At 69.2% G+C, this 16,164-nt stretch carries 16 protein-coding genes; 6 read left to right on the top strand and 10 right to left on the bottom strand.

Annotated elements, in window-relative coordinates:
• Window positions 1-113 precede the first annotated feature (113 nt).
• Both IPG61_05780 and IPG61_05775 read left to right on the top strand, forming a co-directional pair.
• Complete coding sequence (locus IPG61_05780) at window positions 114-749, top strand: hypothetical protein (protein ID MBK6733587.1); 636 nt, start codon at window positions 114-116, stop codon at window positions 747-749.
• On the top strand, window positions 746-3,325 hold the full coding sequence (locus IPG61_05775; GenBank protein ID MBK6733586.1) for a fused MFS/spermidine synthase: 2,580 nt from the start codon (window positions 746-748) through the stop codon (window positions 3,323-3,325). Before IPG61_05780 ends, IPG61_05775 begins: the two co-directional genes overlap by 4 nt.
• Window positions 3,326-3,338: 13 nt before the next feature.
• Here IPG61_05775 and IPG61_05770 read toward each other — a convergent pair whose 3' ends face one another.
• The 3 genes from IPG61_05770 to IPG61_05760 form a co-directional block, all read right to left on the bottom strand.
• Entirely contained in the window at window positions 3,339-4,130 is a 792-nt protein-coding gene (locus tag IPG61_05770; GenBank protein MBK6733585.1) for a hypothetical protein, read from the bottom strand.
• A gap of 29 nt (window positions 4,131-4,159) precedes the next feature.
• Window positions 4,160-4,867 (bottom strand): class I SAM-dependent methyltransferase, encoded by a 708-nt coding sequence (locus IPG61_05765; GenBank protein ID MBK6733584.1) that lies wholly within the window; start codon window positions 4,865-4,867, stop codon window positions 4,160-4,162.
• 79 nt (window positions 4,868-4,946) lie between these two features.
• Window positions 4,947-5,387, bottom strand: coding sequence for a DUF2214 family protein (locus tag IPG61_05760; protein MBK6733583.1), 441 nt, complete (start codon window positions 5,385-5,387; stop codon window positions 4,947-4,949).
• Window positions 5,388-5,575: 188 nt separating this feature from the next.
• Here IPG61_05760 and IPG61_05755 point away from each other — a divergent pair, with 188 nt between their 5' ends.
• The 4 genes from IPG61_05755 to IPG61_05740 all read left to right on the top strand — a co-directional run bounded on the left by IPG61_05755 (window position 5,576) and on the right by IPG61_05740 (window position 8,479).
• Window positions 5,576-6,208 (top strand): hypothetical protein, encoded by a 633-nt coding sequence (locus tag IPG61_05755; protein MBK6733582.1) that lies wholly within the window; start codon window positions 5,576-5,578, stop codon window positions 6,206-6,208.
• 376 nt (window positions 6,209-6,584) lie between these two features.
• A complete protein-coding gene (locus tag IPG61_05750; protein MBK6733581.1) occupies window positions 6,585-7,007 on the top strand; it encodes an EamA family transporter in 423 nt (140 codons plus the stop codon).
• A gap of 86 nt (window positions 7,008-7,093) precedes the next feature.
• Window positions 7,094-7,675, top strand: coding sequence for a tetratricopeptide repeat protein (locus tag IPG61_05745; GenBank protein MBK6733580.1), 582 nt, complete (start codon window positions 7,094-7,096; stop codon window positions 7,673-7,675).
• A 102-nt stretch (window positions 7,676-7,777) separates the two neighbouring features.
• A complete protein-coding gene (locus IPG61_05740) occupies window positions 7,778-8,479 on the top strand; it encodes a GPP34 family phosphoprotein (GenBank protein MBK6733579.1) in 702 nt (233 codons plus the stop codon).
• A 6-nt stretch (window positions 8,480-8,485) separates the two neighbouring features.
• On the opposite strand, the gene IPG61_05735 is transcribed toward IPG61_05740, so the two are convergent.
• The 7 genes from IPG61_05735 to IPG61_05705 all read right to left on the bottom strand — a co-directional run bounded on the left by IPG61_05735 (window position 8,486) and on the right by IPG61_05705 (window position 16,143).
• Window positions 8,486-9,565: a M48 family metallopeptidase gene (locus IPG61_05735; GenBank protein ID MBK6733578.1), complete on the bottom strand. Its 1,080-nt coding sequence runs from the start codon at window positions 9,563-9,565 to the stop codon at window positions 8,486-8,488.
• Window positions 9,537-10,637, bottom strand: coding sequence for a DUF898 domain-containing protein (locus IPG61_05730; protein ID MBK6733577.1), 1,101 nt, complete (start codon window positions 10,635-10,637; stop codon window positions 9,537-9,539). The genes IPG61_05735 and IPG61_05730 overlap by 29 nt, the downstream gene beginning before the upstream one ends.
• Before the next feature lie 141 nt (window positions 10,638-10,778).
• Window positions 10,779-11,831, bottom strand: a complete 1,053-nt coding sequence (locus IPG61_05725; protein ID MBK6733576.1) for a hypothetical protein — start codon at window positions 11,829-11,831, stop codon at window positions 10,779-10,781.
• Between the two features lie 84 nt (window positions 11,832-11,915).
• Window positions 11,916-12,440 carry a M48 family metallopeptidase gene (locus IPG61_05720; GenBank protein MBK6733575.1) on the bottom strand — a complete coding sequence of 175 codons (525 nt, stop codon included), beginning with the start codon at window positions 12,438-12,440 and terminating at the stop codon, window positions 11,916-11,918.
• 79 nt (window positions 12,441-12,519) lie between these two features.
• The gene (locus tag IPG61_05715; GenBank protein ID MBK6733574.1) at window positions 12,520-13,461 is read right to left on the bottom strand and encodes a DUF3494 domain-containing protein; all 942 of its coding nucleotides are present in this window, start codon (window positions 13,459-13,461) and stop codon (window positions 12,520-12,522) included.
• 71 nt (window positions 13,462-13,532) lie between these two features.
• Window positions 13,533-14,657 (bottom strand): OmpA family protein, encoded by a 1,125-nt coding sequence (locus tag IPG61_05710; GenBank protein ID MBK6733573.1) that lies wholly within the window; start codon window positions 14,655-14,657, stop codon window positions 13,533-13,535.
• A 193-nt stretch (window positions 14,658-14,850) separates the two neighbouring features.
• The gene (locus tag IPG61_05705) at window positions 14,851-16,143 is read right to left on the bottom strand and encodes a VanZ family protein (protein MBK6733572.1); all 1,293 of its coding nucleotides are present in this window, start codon (window positions 16,141-16,143) and stop codon (window positions 14,851-14,853) included.
• Between the last annotated feature and the right edge of the window lie 21 nt (window positions 16,144-16,164).

Here is a 16,164-nt window from a genome sequence, read left to right as displayed (position 1 = left end):
CAGCTTCTGCCATTGATAGCGAGACCTCCGATCGGTAGGCTCCCGGGATCGGCATGCGATCTCGCCGAGACGCGGAAGACGTCCGGCAGGCTGTACCACCAGAGGTTTCGATCATGGTCTCCCGTCAGGGCTTCGTCGTCATTTCGCTGCTGCTCGTGCTGGCCATCCTGTGCGCGTGTGGTGACGAGGCCCCGGTCGTCCCGATTGAGCTGACCGATGCGACGATTCCTGTCGACCTGCCTGGGCTCGCGGGCGACTACAGCCTGGGCGGCAGTCCGCCGTTTACGGTGCCTTCGACCCGCTCGATCGCCTTCCGGATTCCCGACGAGGTCAGGAGCATCCGCGAACTGCGGCTGACGCTTTCGGGCACGTGGGGATCGGGCCAGCGGTTGCACTGCCGTACCGTCGGCAACTCGACCGTGTGCGACACGCTTCCGCAGTACATCGGGGTGTCCATGCGCCTGACGGCCGCATCGCTGGGCGCTTGCGCCTTCGAGGCCATGAGGGGCGTCACGGACCTTGGCTATCCCGTGCTGCTCGTGGCATCTTGCCCCGCCGATTCCGTCGACATCAACCTGCTTCTCGGCCAGGAGATCACGGTCGAGCTCACGTGCGTGACCGGCGGCTGGCCTGTCGCGGACCTCGTCGTGGCCTGCAGCGGGACGTTGCACACGGTGGTTCTCGAGGTCGATGGCCAGATTCCCGAGGTCGTGGCAACGACCAACCTGGTCGACAGCACGCGACGATGAACGCGAAGATCCGCTCCCTGACCTTCTCCTTCCTCATCTACCTGGCGTTCTTCGCCTCCGGCGCCGGTTGCCTCGCCGCCGAGGTGACGTGGAACCGCATGCTGATCGTCGTGGTGGGCAACTCGCTCAGCGCCGCGGCGATGATCATCATCATCTTCATGGGCGGCCTGGGCCTGGGCAGCGTGGTCGGCGGCCGTTACTTCAGCCGCCGTCGCGGCTCCTTGATGCCCTATATCCTGCTCGAAGCCTGCATCGGGCTGTACGTGAAGGCGTCGCCGGCGCTGTTCGATCTCCTGACCGGTCTGTTCACCTCGATGGCCGCCGGGACGGCGCAGCAGGGCAGCCTGACGGCAGCCCGTCTCCTGGTCAGTACGGTGGCGTTGCTGCTGCCGGCCATCCTGATGGGCGCGACCTTCCCGGCCATGATCGCCGGCACCACCGCCGGCGATTCCGGGCGGCGTTCGGCGCGCACCGGCTACCTGTACAGCGTCAACACCATCGGCGCGGCGCTCGGCTGCTTCGCGGCCGGCTACTACTTCCTGCTCGAGCGGGGAGTCCAGGCGACCATCGTAGTGGCCCTTGGCCTGTACGTGACGGCGGCGCTGAGCGCGCTGGTCGCCAACGCATTGCGACCGCAGGCTGTGCTGACCCCGAGCCCGCAGCCGGATGTCGTCGAGCAGGCCGGCATCGACGAAGCGGAAGGAGCGCCGGCCCGGGTGCTGCGCGCGGCCACCTTCGGCATCGGCTTCGTCGCACTGGCTTACGAAGTGCTGCTCACCCGGCTCAGCATCCTCTACCTGGGCAACACGGTCTCGGTGTTCCCCCTGGTGCTGACGGCATTCCTGCTCGGCACGGGCTTCAGCGCGGTGGCCGGCACCTGGTTGTACGGCGTATTGGGCCGGGTGCGGGGGCAACGGATGTTCGGCCTGCTGGCCCTGGGCGCCGGCGTGTTCGTCATGGCCACCCCGTACCTGCTGCTGGCGGGCGCCGTGCGCGGCGTGGACCAGTTGACCGGCATGGCCGGCGGCGCCACCCGCGATCCGCTGCCCATCCTCGGCATCCTGATCCTGCCGACCATCCTGATCGGTGCGCTGCTGCCGGTGGCGATGCGCATGCTGCCGACCGCGAGCGGCGGCGGCACGACGCGCAGCGCCGCCAACCTCTATGCCCTGAACACGGCCGGCGGCGTGATCGGCGCCGGCGTGGCCAACCTCCTGCTCGTGCCACACATCGGCGTGCAGAACACGCTGTTGCTGTTGACGGCCGTCTGTTTGGCCATCGGACTGCTGGTGCTGATGCCACGGCGGCGGCTGGTCATCTCGCTCAGCACCGCCGCTGTTGTCGTCGCCGCACTGGCGCTGATGCTGCCCGGGGTGATGGACCTGTACGCGGGCCGGATCGCCGAGGACACGGGCGCCGCAAAGACCGAGATGCTGCTGGTGCGCGAAGGCCGCGCCGCCACCGTCACGGTGCTCGACCAGGCGGACCCCCGCAAGGGCACCTACCGCGACATGTACCTGAACGGCATCGAGGAAGCCTCCACGCGCTACTGGCACGTGCAGCTGTTCAAGCTGCTGGGCGTGCTGCCGGGGCTGTTGCACGAGGGCGAGGGCGACATGCAGGCCGCGGTCGTGGCCTTCGGCGCCGGCATCACGGCAGGCTCGGTGCTCGCGCTGGACGACGTGGCGTCACTGGATGTCGTTGACCTGAACCCCGACATCGAGGGCATCAACGACCTGTTCACCGAGGTGAACGGCGATGTCTTCCACAATCCGCGCTTCCATTTCCACAACGATGACGGACGCAATTTCCTGGTTACCAGCCGCAAGCAGTACGACCTGATCATTTCGGATTCGACGCACCCGCGCGCCTACGACAGCTGGATCCTGTACACCGGGGAATTCTACGCGTCGGTCAGGCAGCGCCTGGCGCCCGGCGGGATCTTCGCGCAGTGGGTGCCGGTGCTGGACTCCATGCGGGGCCCGTTGTTCAGCATCCACCTCAACACGTTCCGCACGGTGTTTCCCCACACGACGCTCTGGTTCGTGCCCGGCTCGGACCAGGCGCTCCTGCTGGCGATGCCCGGACCGCTGGCCATCGACGCCGGGCGCCTGCAGGCCCGCCTCGATCGCCTGCCCGACTGGTTCCGCGCCGGCGAATACCGGCTGGACACGGTCGGGCGCCTGGCCGCTTTCTTCTGGCTGGACGAGGCCGCGATGGCGCGCCTGATCGGCAGCGAAACCCGCATCAACACCGACGGCCGGCACTATTGCGACTCGCAGGCGGCCCTCATCCCGGCGCCGCCGGAGCTGCAGTTGCCGTACTTCCAGGCCGATGCGGCATCCTGCTTCACTTCCTTGGCCGATGGGCAGCGGCAGGCGATTGCCGACGAGCAGCTGGTGGCCTTCCACATGGGGCACTTCGCCTACTTCCACCGCAACCGTGCGCTGTACCGCGCCTGGTGCCTGGACCAGGCCAACGCCAACACCCTGTACTGGGTCGACCTGGCGCTGGGCGGTGAGCAGCCGGATCCGAAGGTTCTCTGTGCGTCGGATAGCGACGCGCCGAGCCCGTAGGGCCGCCTTCGGCTCAGCGCAGGTGCCAGGCCCCCACGAGCAACCCGGTCGACAGAGAGCGGTCGCTTTCCCCGAGAGGGGCCAGGTCCCAGTTCCAGGTCGCGTCGGGGTCGGGCAGGGTGCGGTCGTAGACCGTGGTGCCGGTGTGGACGATCGCGCCCGACTTGTCGCGCTTCTCGTAGGTGTGATCGACGACCATGCAGACGTGGTGGTCGAGCGAGCGCAGCAACTCCAGGTGAGCATCCACGATGCGGCCGCACCAGGCGTCGAGCTGCTGTTCGTCGAGATTGTCGATCTTCGTGTCCGCATAGTGCCTGGGCATGAGCGCGAGCTGCGACAGGATGTTCAGCGAGATCACGAGGTCGGCCCGCCGCACGCACTCCGGAGGCGCGGGCGACGGCTCCGGAAGTTCGCTTGAGCCCCGCTTGATGCCGTCACAAAGCGCCTCGGCCACGTTCGCGGTGTCGTGCTGGACAAGGGTCACGTTGCCGTACCGCCGCGCCTTCCAGCGCACTTCGCGCAGAAACACGATATCGAGCAGGTACACTTCCCTGAAGCGCGCTGCGAGTTCCGCGAGCGGCACATCGAGGAGCAGGCCCGCCCCGTACACGGCGACCGCATCCCTGCGCTCACACCGGTCCGCCGCAGCCAGGAGGAAGGCGCGCGTGTTCTCCAGGTGCGGCCGCCACGCCGCGCGGTTCCGCTGGTACCGGCCGCGCAGGGCGATGATGTCGAACAGGTAGCGCATGCGCCTGACGTAGGCGGGACAGGGGGTGGTGACGTAGGTGAGGATCTCGTGGAGCATGAGCGTTATGTGCCCTTCGCGGCTACCGGTCAGGCAGTAACCCGGCCGACACGTCCGTACCAGCCCGCGATCATGAACGCCTGGAAGAACCGTACCGGCTGCGGGATGCCGCAATCCTGCAGCATCCGTTCGGTTTCATCGTGGGGTAATACCGTCAGGACCTCGCGCAGCTGCCGCGGCAGGTCGGCCAGGGATTCCGGCGTGGCACCCATGAGCTTCTGGACCTGTTCCCAGTTCGCAAGCACCGTCGGGAACTCGTCTGCATCCAGGTCGCAACTGATCTCTGCAGTGACGAGGTAGCCGTTCTGCCTCAACCGTCCGGCCATGCCCTTCAGTAGTTCCCGCCGCGCAGGAATCGCGATGAAATGGGCCACCAGCACGCTGAGCGCCGCATCGAATACCCGGTCTTCCGCGACCTCCTGCAGGTAGCCGTGGACCAGCGCGCAGCGCTCGAGAATGCCCGCCTGCGTCAGGCGCTCGCGGCAGACCTCGAGCATCGCCTGCGACGGGTCGACGCCCACGAAGGTCCAGCCCGGATTGGCCGCGGCCAGTGACAGGATCTCGGCTCCCGTGCCGACCCCGACACAGAGCACGCGGGCGTCTGCGGGCAGGTCGCACAGGACCAGCCGGATCAGGAAATGCAGGTTCTCCGCGATCGGCGCCAGACGACTGATGTGTTTGTCGTAGGCGGCGGCCTTTTCGCGGTCGAAGAAATCGGGAGTCTGTTGAGTGGTCATGGTGAGCAGCATAGGCGCGCACCGTGCAGATGCAAGCGGATTGAACGCAAGGATGCAGGCGCCTTTCGGCGGGCCGGGTTCAGTTCCCGACCCCGAACCCGCGCGCCATCATCACCGCGAGCAGCGGCACCAGCGCCGTTGCCGCCAGCTCCACCTTCAGCAGCGTGCCCACCAGCCCCGGGTACTCGACGACGTCACTGTCGGCGGCGCGCCGGTTGCGGATGAAGTGCGTGGTCGGGTAGATCGAGGCCAGGAAGATCAGTACGAACAGCGTCAGCTTGATATGGAAGAACATGTTGTGGCCGTAGTAGACGGCGGGCTTGTCGCCGGCGAAGACCTTCAGCAGGCCGGTGGCGATGATCAGGGCCGCGGCCAGTCCGTAGACCAGGTCGGCCATCGCGAGCAGGCGAGCGGTGCGGCCGCCGACCCGGCGCGAGAACAGCACCAGTTCCACCGCCAGGGCGGCGGCGAACGCGGCCAGGCCAAGGTAATGGCCGAAATTGAAGAGTACCATGGTCATGGGCGGGAGTTCCTTTCGGGCACGTCGGTTCCGGCTTGGATGACATGATTCTCAAGTTCACAATGTCGTGCCGTCGCCGGGCGGCCGCAACCCGCACCCGGGGGCGCCTGGCGGGACCGCGCACAATTGACGGCGCGCCAGCGGTCTGGGATACTCGTTGCGGGCCCGACCGAACCAAAGGACGTGCGATGCGAACCAGGCTGATCCTGATCACAGCATCCCTATGCTTTCTGTCCGCCGGGACGGCTTGGGCGACTTCCGGCGGCGAATGGCTGTGCGATGTGCTCGGCTACGACGCGGCGGACGGACGCGTCTACATCCACCAGTTGGACGGCGGCGGCGGCGACAGCTTCGGCTTCGTCGCCTGGCTGGCAACTCGTGGACCGGACGCCGGGATCCTGCACGGCGTGGACTGGGACCGCTGGGGTGAAGGCACGGGCGAGGACCCCGAGCTGCACAAGCGCCTGGCCGAACTGCGCGCCGGCTTGACGCGGCTGCCCGCGCTCACCTGGCCCTCATTGCCGTTCAGCGTCACCACCGTGGCCCGGGATACCGTGCCGCAGGACATGCGCCAGGACCTGCGCCTGCGGGTGCGGGCGAATTTCGGCGGCCCGCTGCTCGAACTGACCTGCTGGGCAAATGATCGGGTGGCAAGGCCGGTCGTCTACGAGTTGCCCGGCGGTGAGGGCTGGATCTGGATCGTTGCGTTCACCGGCGATCCGTACGAGATGGGCTACGAAACGCAGTTGCCCGTCCTCGTTCGCCCCGGCGAACGCGAGGAGACCATCCGGCAGGTGGAATGGCGCCGGCTGAAGGACTGAACCGGCGGCGCGCGCAAGGGGCGCGGTGGCGTCTGCGCCGGCGCACATGGCGGCCCCGTCGGCTGTCGGCTCAAACGGAAGGTCCCGCCCCCCTGTCCTGCCGCTTGCGCCCCCCCCCCCCCCCCCCCCCCCCCCCCCCCCCCCCCCCCCCCCCCCCCCCCCCCCCCCCCCGGCGGGCCGCGCCGCGGCTCGCGCCGCCGCCGGCCGGTGGCCGCGCCCCCCCCCCCCCCCCCCCCCCCCCCCCCCCCCCCCCCCCCCCCCCCCCCCCCCCCCCCCCCCCCCCCCCCCCCCCCCCCCCCCCCCCCCCCCCCCCCCCCCCCCCCCCCCCCCCCCCCCCCCCCCCCCCCCGCCCCCCGCGCCGCCGGGAAGGACACCGATGAAACCCCAACTGCTGGCCCTTCTGACCGCCATCGCCTGGGGCCTGGGCGGCTACTTCGAGAAGCGCGGGCTGCAGCTGGGGCACCTGCCGCCGCAGCTCGGCATCACCATCCGCACGGCGACGGCGCTGGTGGTGCTGGGGGCTGTCAGCGCGCCGCACTGGAAGCTCGCCGCACAGGCGGGCACGCGGTCGCTGGTCTACATGATCGTGGGCGGCGGGCTGGTGGCCGGGTCGCTGGGCATGCTCTGCTTCTACGCGGCCTTGAAACAGGCGCCGCTGACGAAGGTGATGCCCATCGCCTTCACCTCGCCGCTGTTCGGGGCGCTGCTGGCGCTGACCATCGGCGGCGAGCCGCTGACGCTCAAGACGGCGCTGGGCATGCTGCTGACCGTGGCGGGGATCGTGCTGCTGTCGTCCTGACGAGGGCCCGCCCGGTGGCGCCCGGCGGGGGGCGTGGCTACCCTGACGGGCCGGAATCAGCCCGTTCCCCGACCCCTGGAGGCGCCATGCGTTCGCACCGTCACCTGTTCCCGATCGTCCTTGTGACGATGCTGTTTGCCGCCGGCAGCGCCCTGGCCGGCGGCACCGAATCGCAGACGCCGAGCGCCAAGGCCGACGCCAACACGGTCAAGGCCACGGCCGCCTACAACGAAGGCGTCCTCAAGGTGAAGCGCGCCGACGCCATCGGCATGGGGATGAGCAAGACCTTCGCCTACGACTACGCCGCGCGCCCCGACGGCAAGGCGCTGCGCGAATACGAGCAGGCGATCGGCGATTTCGCGACCGCCGTCTCGCTGAAGCAGGACTACAAGGAAGCCCACAACTACCTGGGCTACTGCTACCGGCGCCTCGGCAAACTGGAGCATTCGCTGGCCGCCTACGACAAGGCGATCAAGCTGGATCCGAAGTTCGCGCTGGCGCGCGAGTACCGCGGCGAGACCTACCTGGCCCTGGGCCAGCCCGAGAAGGCCGAGGCCGAGCTGGCCGAACTGAAGAAGCAGGGCTCCGACCAGGCCGCCGTCCTGGAGATGTCGATCGCCATGTACCGCGACCGCGAGAAGCAGGCGGCGCCGGCCGGCGGGCGCTGAACCCACGTGCGGGCGCAGCGGCCGCGAGCGCGGCGAATACAGGGCGGCTGGCGCGGGTAGGATGCCGTCAACCGGTAACCAACTCGAGGGGGGAACGCGATCATGCCCGCCAAGATCAGCCTGACGTTGTACGAAGAGATGCTGCTGCTGGCCCTCGACGACCGCAAGGGTACCACCGGCATGAGCGCCTGGCACACGACCGCCATGGGCGGCGTCATCCTGGCCGAGCTCGTGCTCATGGGCAAGCTGCACATCGGCGCCGACAAGAAGAAGATGGTCGATGCCGAGCCGGGCGCGCAGGTCGACGACCCGCTGCTGTCCGAGTGCCTGCGCCTGGTCCAGGACGCCAAGCGCCGCAAGCGCGGCTCCGAGTGGGTGGCGAAATTCGCCGGCCTGAAGGACCTCAGGAATCGCGCGGCGCGCGGCCTGGTGAGCAAGGGCGTGCTCAACGAGTCGAGCGACAAGGTGCTCGGCATCTTCCCGCGGACCATCTTCCCGACCCGCGACGGCGGGCCCGAGCAGGCGCTGATCGCGCGGCTCACCGATGCCGTCATGGGCGACAGTGACCGCATCGACCCGCGCACGATGGTCGTGGTCGCCGTGGCCAACGCGACCGCGCTGCTGGAGAAAGCCATCCCCAGGAAGGATCTGAAGGGTCGCAAGGCGCGCCTGAAGCAGCTGTCCGAGGGGCAACTGGCGGCCGGCGCCACGGGCGAGGCGTTGCAAGCGGTGCAGGCGGCGCAGTCGGCGGTGGCGGCAGCGCTCATCGCGACAACCGTGGCAACCTCGGCGGCCACTTCGTAGACCGGGCTACTCTGCGGATGCATCACCCTCGGGACGGTACGAGCGGATCTTCGCGATCCGCTCGTCCGTATCCGGGTGCGACGACACCCAGGCCGGCACGGTAGGGCCATCGGGATGCTCCGCGGCCAGCCGTTCGAGCGCGCCGGCCAGCGGCTCCGGGCTGCGTCCCAGTTGCGTGAGCGAGCGGCAGGCGTAGAGGTCGGCCTCGCGCTCGAAGGCGCGCGAATAGCCGCTGTCCAGCAGCACCGCCGGCAGGTCCTGCGCGAGTTCGGAGATGGTCCCGGCGTCGGGTCCCACCAGCACCAGGATGATGGCGAGCGTCGACTTGCGCAGGATCTGCTGCAGGCCGTGCCGCCGTTCGACGTGACCTATCTCGTGCGTCAACACGGCCGCCAGCTCTTCCGGGCTCGCCAGTTCCGCCATGCGGTCGGTGACGATGATGGTGCCTCCGGGCAGCGCGAAGGCATTGGCGCCGATGCCGTCACCCGAGCGGAACAGCAGCCGGTAACGATCCGCGTCCAGTTGCAGGCCGGTGACCAGCTCCTGCAGGTCGCCCTCGATGCGCGCGCGATCGGCCTCGGGAAGCGCGCTCGGCGCCAGCACCATGCGGTCGAGCACGGGCAGCGCCTGGTCGTCGATCAGGCGCGACCAGGCCGGCGGCACCAGCCCCGCCACCGGCCGCGCCAGGGCGGGCAGGACCACCAGCAGCAGCAGCGCGCCCAGGCCCACGGTGCCGACCAGCGCGATGGCGACCGTCTGCCAGCGCCGCTCCAGCCGGCGCACCAGCGGGGCCTTGCCCTGCAGCGCGCCCAGCAGCCGCGGCGTGTCGGCCTGGCCCGAGGCCACGACGAAGGCGCCGCCGTCGCTGAACTCCAGCGTCACGGCATCGCCGAAGTCGGCCACGCGGGCCTGCGCCACGGGGTAGTCGGTGCCCTGCCCGTCGCCCCGGATCTCGAGCAGCGCCCCGGCCAGCGTCAGCGTGGCCGTATGGCGCAGCGCCGAGCCGGCCACGAACCAGCTGCCGTTGACGACGGGCAGGCCGCCCGGCGTGGTGTCGTCAGAACCCGACTTCGATGTCGAAAGCATCCGCAATCTCCTCGCCGGCGGCCGAGCCCGCGGCGCCGCGCGGGCCGGTTACGGTGTCGAAGGTCTCCACGCCGGTCACGGACGTGTGGGCGGCAAGATAGCGCAGGCGGCGGATCTCGCTCCAGGGATAGAGCAGGCCCAGCGACACCAGCGTGGCCAGCGTGTTGGAGATCAGGATCCAGGCGTACCGCGGCGTCTCGAAGCTGCAGTTGACGTGCGCGCCCTCGCCGATCCACAGGTGGCCCAGGGTGGCCTTGAGCACGGCCGCGTGCGTGAAGATCGAGGCGAAGATCACGATCAGGTAGACCAGCACGAGCGTGTACATGGCCGGCGTAGAGTGACGGAGGGGTGATTCGCCTTTCTCGCCTATCGTCGACAAGCCGAGGGCGACCGAGAACAGGATGATGGCAACGAAGATCGAGATGATGAGGGGCAAGTGCGCCACGTAGAAGTCGGCGCTGGTGCCGCGCATCGCCAGGCGCCGGTCGCCCCAGCTGGTGTGCACTGCCTGCCAGACACGCTGGCGGCAGACGACCCAGGGGATGAGCAGGTAGAGCGTGAACACCGACAACACCGGCGCCACGACGAAGTAGCCGAGGGCGTCGCCGTAGCGACCGTCGAAGGTGAAGCCGACGTTGCGGTAGGTGGTCACGCGGGCGTTGAACCGCAGCGAGGCAACGATCAGCCAGGGCACGACGAACGCCAGCGGCAACAGCAGCGCGAGCTGGGCCAGGGGCGCCACATATCCCAGGCCTGTCCAGCCGCCGAACACGATCACGGCGACGATGCGGCCGCGCAGGATGGCCATGGGATTGGCGTCGTAGGTGAAGGGCATGCCGTCGAGCGTCGTGTGGGCGCGGATGTACTGCGTCAGGCGCACCTTGGCCCAGGCCGAATAGATTCCCAGCGTCACCAGCGACAGGCACATGTTGACGATCCAGATGCGGAAGTACTCGTCGGTGGTGCCGGTGAAGACGAAACCGGCGGTGACCGGCTCGGCGGCGGGGCGGGCCTCGGTTTCCGGCGCCGGTTCGGGCAACTCGGCATCGGGCGGGTTCTGGTCATCATGCATGGCGGGCCTCATACGGTTGGATCAACCATAGGGGGGAGCGGGATCGACACGACCCGAGGGCGAGGTCGAGTGGCGCGCGCAAGCCCGCGCGGTCGCCGGCAGGATACCATCGGCGCCGCCAAGCGGTAAAGCGGGACCTGTTCAGGTGCGCAGGAGCAGCGATTCCGAGGAGAATCCCGGGCCGAGCGCCGAAACCAGGCCCAGGCCTCCCTGGGAGAAGCCATGCTCGCGCAGGTGGCGCTCCAGCACGAAGAGCACGGTGGCCGACGACATGTTGCCGTAGTCGCGCAGCACGCCCCGCGGCAGGTCCAGTTGCTCCGGCCGCAGTGCCAGCGCCTCGGCGTACGCCTCCAGGACCTTGGTGCCGCCGGGGTGCAGCAGGAAGGCGTCGACGTCGGCGATCACGTGGCCGTACGTGGCGAGAAAGGCCCCGATCTCGGCAGCGGCGGTGTCGCGCACGATGTCGGGAATGCGCTGCGCAAACACGACCTGCAGTCCTTCCTGCAGCACGGTCCAGCCCATGACGTCGAGCGAATCGGGATACAGGCGGCTGCGCGTGCCGAGGATCTCGAGACCGGCGCCGGCGTGCTCGTCGCCGGACACGATGGCCGCGGCGGCGCCGTCGGCGAACAGGGCCGTGGCCACCAGGTTTGCCTTCGACATGTCGTCGGGCAGGAAGGTAAGGCCGCAAAGTTCCGTGGCCACGACCAGGATACGGGCGCCCCGGTGCGCCAGTGCATAGTGGAACGCGTGCGACAGACCGGCAACGCCACCGGCGCAACCGAGCCCCCAGATGGGTGTACGCCGGACGTCCGGGCGCAGGCCGAGGCGATTGATGAGGCGGGCGTCGATGGAGGGCGTCGCCAGGCCCGTCGTGTTGACGTAGATGATGTAGTCGATGTCGACCGGGGCCAGCCCGGCCTGTTCGAGGGCGGCCGTGGCGGCCTGTTCCGACAGGCGCGTGGCCTCGGTCACATAGCGGGCGCTGCGCTCGGCCAGGTCGTGGTGTTCGAAGAACCACTCCTGCGGCACCGCGAAGTAGCGCGTTTCGATGCCCGCGTGCGTGAACAGCGGCATCAGCCGTTCCAGGTCAGGCATGGCGGCGGCAAACTTCGCGCGTGCGAACCCGGCTGCGACCGACTGTTCGATGCGGGTTGCGGGCACGGCTGTGGCGACGGACACGAGGCGTGGCATGACGGTCTCCCGCGGAAAGGGGTGGGCGGCTGGACCGCCGTCACAAGGTAGGTCGAGGCACCCGATTCCCCCACTGGTCTTCCGTCAGTCCGGCCCGGCGTCCGTCCCGTAGAGATCACCCACACTGTCGGTGTAGGTGAGCCAGACCCGCGTATCCAGCTCCATCTGGTCATAGTCGGGCGCCATGTGGCGGCAGAGCTGGTAGAACGAGCGGTCGTGCTCGGCCACTTTCAGGTGGGCGAGCTCATGGACGAGGATCATGTCGAGAAAGGCCAGCGGCGACTTCCGGAACACCGCCGCGATCCTGATCTCGTTCCTGGCGCTGAGCCGGTTACCGTGCACCCGCGAGACCTTCCGATGGATGCCCAGCGCGTTGTGCAGCACGTGCAGCCTGGGGTCGTAGGTCACCTTGGCCAGGGCCGGTGACTGGCGCATGTAGCGGGTCTTCAATTCCTGTGCGTAGCCGTAGAGTGCCTTCTCGTTGCGGTACGGATGGCACTGCGGGTACTTCGCCAGCAGCCAGGCGCCGAGCTCGTCGCGGGCCAGCATGCCGCTGACTTCCTCGATGATCTCCGGCGCGTAGCCGGTAAGGTAGGCCAGCGGCTTCATGCGGCCCACAATACGGAAGCGACCCCGGGCGGGCAAGGCCCGGGGTCGCCGACGCGCGGCACAATGGCCAGAATGCCGACTACGGCAGCGCCAGGGCGCTCGAGTCGATGGTCACCGCGCCGTTACGCACCAGTGCGCGCCCGACCAGGCTCGAACCGGCATTGATGGTGATGCTTGTCATCGCCACGAGGTTGCCCTGGAAGGCCGTCCCGGTGCCCAGCGTCGCGCTGCTGCCGACCTGCCAGAACACATGTGCGGCCTGCGCCTCGCCGGTCAGGTTGACGACGGCGTTCGTGGCGGTCGTCAGCGCACTGCCGATCTTGATCACGAACACCGCAGCCGGGTTGCCCTGGCCGTTGAGGGTCAGCGTCCCGGTCAAACCGGCCGAGGTGTCGAAGCAGTAGACGCCGGGCGTGAGGGTCATGCCCCCGAGATCCTCGCCGGTCAGGTCGGTGCCGCAGGCACGGCCGGCGAGATTGTCGTAGAGGCTGGTGAGGTTGGATTGCGCACCGGCGGCAGTGCCGTCGCCGGCGTGGATGGATCCTCCGGTGGGCTGTCCGACCGGCATGCCGGTGATGGCCGCACCCGGGCTGACGCCCACGTCGCCGACGATGGTCGTGTTGGCGCCGGTGACGGTGACAGTCGTGCCCGAGATGACGGCGAACGTCTCCAGGGTCGCCAGGGTCCCGGTCGGGACCGCCGCGGTCACGATCACGGTCGCCACGTCGGACAGGGCGCCATCGACAGCCTGGACGGTGCCGGTGAAGGTGCCTGTGGCAAGGCCCGCGGTGAACAGGCCGGTTTCGCTGTCGATGGTCCCGCCGCTGCCGATGACCGACCACTCCGGCGAGGACGGCACCGTGTTCTCCTTGTAGTCGCGGGCAATGGCGGTGAGCAGCCCGACCGTGCCGGCCGGCAGGCGGAGCGGATCAGGCGTGATCGACAGCGTTGCCGCCGGACAGGGATCGCTGACTTCGCGGCAGCCCCAGGTTGCGGCCAGGAGGCCGAAACACAGGACCATGACGGCGTATCGCATCGGGCGTCGGTGAAGAGAGGACATCGTGAACCCCCTGGGTTGGCGACGAGCGGGCGCTACTTGCGCTGCTCGAGGATTTCCTTGTTGAGGACCAGGAACTCGACCCTGCGGTTCAACTGCATGTTGGCCGCGCTGGTGTTGGGAACGACGGGATCGTTCTCGCCGTAGTTCCTGGCCGTGAGCTGGGTGGGATTGAACTGCGGATAGCGGCGCAGCAGGTATTCGCGGACGGACTCGGCGCGCCGGTGGCTCAGGTCCATGTTGTAGGCTTCGGTGCCGCGCGAGTCGGTGTAGGCGTCGATCTGGATCCGGAGCCCGGGCCACTTCGTCAGCACCTTGCCGACGGAATCCATGGCGGCATAGGCATCGGGACGCAGTTCCGACTTGTCATAGTCGAAGTTGACATCCGAGATCGCGAGCCTGCCCGTGTCGAGCAGTTCCCGCTCGAGGACATCCACCGGGGGCACGATCGTGCAGCCCTGGCGGTCGACTTTCGTGCCGGGCGGCGTGTTGGGGCAGCGATCCAGCCGGTCGACGACGCCGTCGCCGTCGCTGTCCATGTCGGGGTCGGCGGTTTCGTAGATGACTTCGCTCCGGGCCACTTCGGGATCGCCGTTGCCGCCGAACCCGATGGTCAGGCCCGCGCCAACGACCACGTCGTTGATGTGCGACTTCGACCAGCCGTCGTGCGAACGCGCCATCACGTTGCGGGCTTCGAGCCTCAGGCCAAAGGTCTCGTTCAGGCGCATGCGTGCGCCGACGGCGATCTCGACGGTCGCCGCGTCATCGTCCGATCCGACCGTGTGCTTCGACCGCGACCAGCCGGCGCCGACCGACACGAAGGGATCGAGGATGTGGGCGGGCGCGGGGCTCAGCACCAGGTTGCCGGAGAAATGCAGCCAGCTCTCGGTGCAGGACGCGCAGTCCTTGGTCCCGGCATAGCCGCCGGCGATCTCGATGCCGAGCAGGTCCGTCATGCGGGCCCCTGCGCGACCGCCGAAGTAGACATCGTTGGAAATCGGCTCGCCGGTCTGGAACAGGCGGTCGTTGTCGAAGAACGTCCAGCCGATGAACGGCGCGACATAGAGCGGCTTGACCTCTGCCACGGCGGGCGTGGCGCCGTGCGCGAGCAGTGCGCCGGCGAGCGTCGCGATGGCGATCCACGTGCGTGGGTGCGGCATTGATGACCTCCGGGATTGCGGGTGTGTCCGGGTGGCACGGGCAACCGCCGAGTCGTGGCGGTCGGGTATGTGCCCCCGGCAACCTCTGCTGCAATCGTGCCACGCCTAAGTTGTGCAGGTGTTGGTGGTTGGCGCGTGGTGCGGCGGGTCAAGCCGATCACAATGAGGGGATAGCCATCAATAGGGCGGTGCCCTAGGTGCTTGCCGCGTTGTCCGCCGGAGAGCCGCGCGGCGATGCGATCACGACCGCAGCCGCGCCGATCAGCGCCCCGACGACGGCCCAGGGCATCGCGGACAGCGCCGCCGCCAGTCCCGGCATGGCCCGCGGCAGGGCCAGCGCCACCAGCGCTGTCACCACTGCGGCCGCGAGCGCCGAACGGCGGCCGCTGCCGGCGAAGGCCCGGGCAATGAGGGCGAGCAGCGCACCGAGCACGGCACACACGGCGGGCAGTTCCTCGTCGAGCAGCACGGGTCCGGCGGAAGCGGCGGCAGCGAAGTTGCGGCGTCCGCACAGGCGGCCGTCAACATAGACGCGGGCCACGCGCCCGTCGTAGGTGGCGACGATGGTCGCAGGCTTGCCCGCCCGGAGCATCGGCGTCGTCTCGAACTGCTGGCGCGAGCCGTTCTCGCCGCTGACCGGCGTGCGCACACGGAAGACCAGCCGGCGGCCCTCCTGCCCGAGGTCGAAGTTCCGATGCTGCGTGTCGGCAGAGAAGCTGACGATGCGGGCCGGGCCGCGCTGGTCCGTGGTCGCCGGGACGATGCGCGCAACGACAGTCAGTGCGTTCTGTTGCTGGGCATCGGTCGCCAGGCTGCGAGCCAGGTCCGCCGGCAACGGCTGCGCCGGACCGCCGTCGGCGACGATGTTCGCGGGCAGCAGGTTGGCGGCGCCGGCGCCGTGGCGCGCCACGGTCGGGGAGAGCCTGGCCGGCTCCAACGCCAGGAACTCGATGGTGCCCCGCCAGGGACGATCGCCCGTGGCCTCGTTGCCGAGCAGCAGCGGATACCCCGGATCCCAGCCTTCCAGTTGCGACGGGTGCGTGGGCAGGTTCCCGGCCGCGACCAGGGCTGCGAGGGCAACGAGTGCGGCGGCAACCAGCGGCTTGCCCACCATCAGCACCGTGCCGGCCGCAGGATTGCCACGCCAGCGGCGTCGCGCGAACGCCATCGCCAGCAGTGCGCCGCCCGCGTTGGCGACGACATCGCCCGGCGAGGGATGGCGCCCGCTGTTCCAGACCTGGCTCAACTCGATCACGGTCGACAGCAACGCCGCCGCCACGAGCAGCCGTCGCCACGACCAGCCGCGCAGCGCCAGGCCGAGCGGCGCGTAGAGCACGAGGTTGACGACGATGTCGAGAAGTTCGATGGAGCCGTCCCAGCCGACGGGCGCGCGCAGGTCGACCGGGACCGCTGTCGTGACCACGATGAGCGCGAGCGCCGGCGGCAGCAGCTTCAGGCGGTAGTCGGTGATGGGCAGGCGAGGCATCGTGGGCGTGACCCGTTCCTT

This window comes from bacterium, assembly GCA_016703265.1.
GTDB lineage: Bacteria > Krumholzibacteriota > Krumholzibacteriia > LZORAL124-64-63 > LZORAL124-64-63 > CAINDZ01.
Note: the sequence above shows the minus strand (reverse complement) of the source record. Positions and strands in the feature narration are given on the sequence as shown.

Excerpts from the sequence above, each read along its gene's own strand:
- IPG61_05715 (MBK6733574.1), bottom strand. The coding sequence starts at position 13,461 with ATGGTCCTGTGTTTCGGCCTCCTGGCCGCAACCTGGGGCTGCCGCGAA.
- IPG61_05775 (MBK6733586.1), top strand. The coding sequence starts at position 746 with ATGAACGCGAAGATCCGCTCCCTGACCTTCTCCTTCCTCATCTACCTG.
- IPG61_05725 (MBK6733576.1), bottom strand. The coding sequence starts at position 11,831 with ATGCCACGCCTCGTGTCCGTCGCCACAGCCGTGCCCGCAACCCGCATC.
- IPG61_05755 (MBK6733582.1), top strand. The coding sequence starts at position 5,576 with ATGCGAACCAGGCTGATCCTGATCACAGCATCCCTATGCTTTCTGTCC.
- IPG61_05730 (MBK6733577.1), bottom strand. The coding sequence starts at position 10,637 with ATGCATGATGACCAGAACCCGCCCGATGCCGAGTTGCCCGAACCGGCG.
- IPG61_05745 (MBK6733580.1), top strand. The coding sequence starts at position 7,094 with ATGCGTTCGCACCGTCACCTGTTCCCGATCGTCCTTGTGACGATGCTG.
- IPG61_05770 (MBK6733585.1), bottom strand. The coding sequence starts at position 4,130 with ATGCTCCACGAGATCCTCACCTACGTCACCACCCCCTGTCCCGCCTAC.
- IPG61_05740 (MBK6733579.1), top strand. The coding sequence starts at position 7,778 with ATGCCCGCCAAGATCAGCCTGACGTTGTACGAAGAGATGCTGCTGCTG.
- IPG61_05705 (MBK6733572.1), bottom strand. The coding sequence starts at position 16,143 with ATGCCTCGCCTGCCCATCACCGACTACCGCCTGAAGCTGCTGCCGCCG.
- IPG61_05750 (MBK6733581.1), top strand. The coding sequence starts at position 6,585 with ATGAAACCCCAACTGCTGGCCCTTCTGACCGCCATCGCCTGGGGCCTG.
- IPG61_05710 (MBK6733573.1), bottom strand. The coding sequence starts at position 14,657 with ATGCCGCACCCACGCACGTGGATCGCCATCGCGACGCTCGCCGGCGCA.
- IPG61_05765 (MBK6733584.1), bottom strand. The coding sequence starts at position 4,867 with ATGACCACTCAACAGACTCCCGATTTCTTCGACCGCGAAAAGGCCGCC.
- IPG61_05780 (MBK6733587.1), top strand. The coding sequence starts at position 114 with ATGGTCTCCCGTCAGGGCTTCGTCGTCATTTCGCTGCTGCTCGTGCTG.
- IPG61_05760 (MBK6733583.1), bottom strand. The coding sequence starts at position 5,387 with ATGACCATGGTACTCTTCAATTTCGGCCATTACCTTGGCCTGGCCGCG.
- IPG61_05735 (MBK6733578.1), bottom strand. The coding sequence starts at position 9,565 with ATGCTTTCGACATCGAAGTCGGGTTCTGACGACACCACGCCGGGCGGC.
- IPG61_05720 (MBK6733575.1), bottom strand. The coding sequence starts at position 12,440 with ATGAAGCCGCTGGCCTACCTTACCGGCTACGCGCCGGAGATCATCGAG.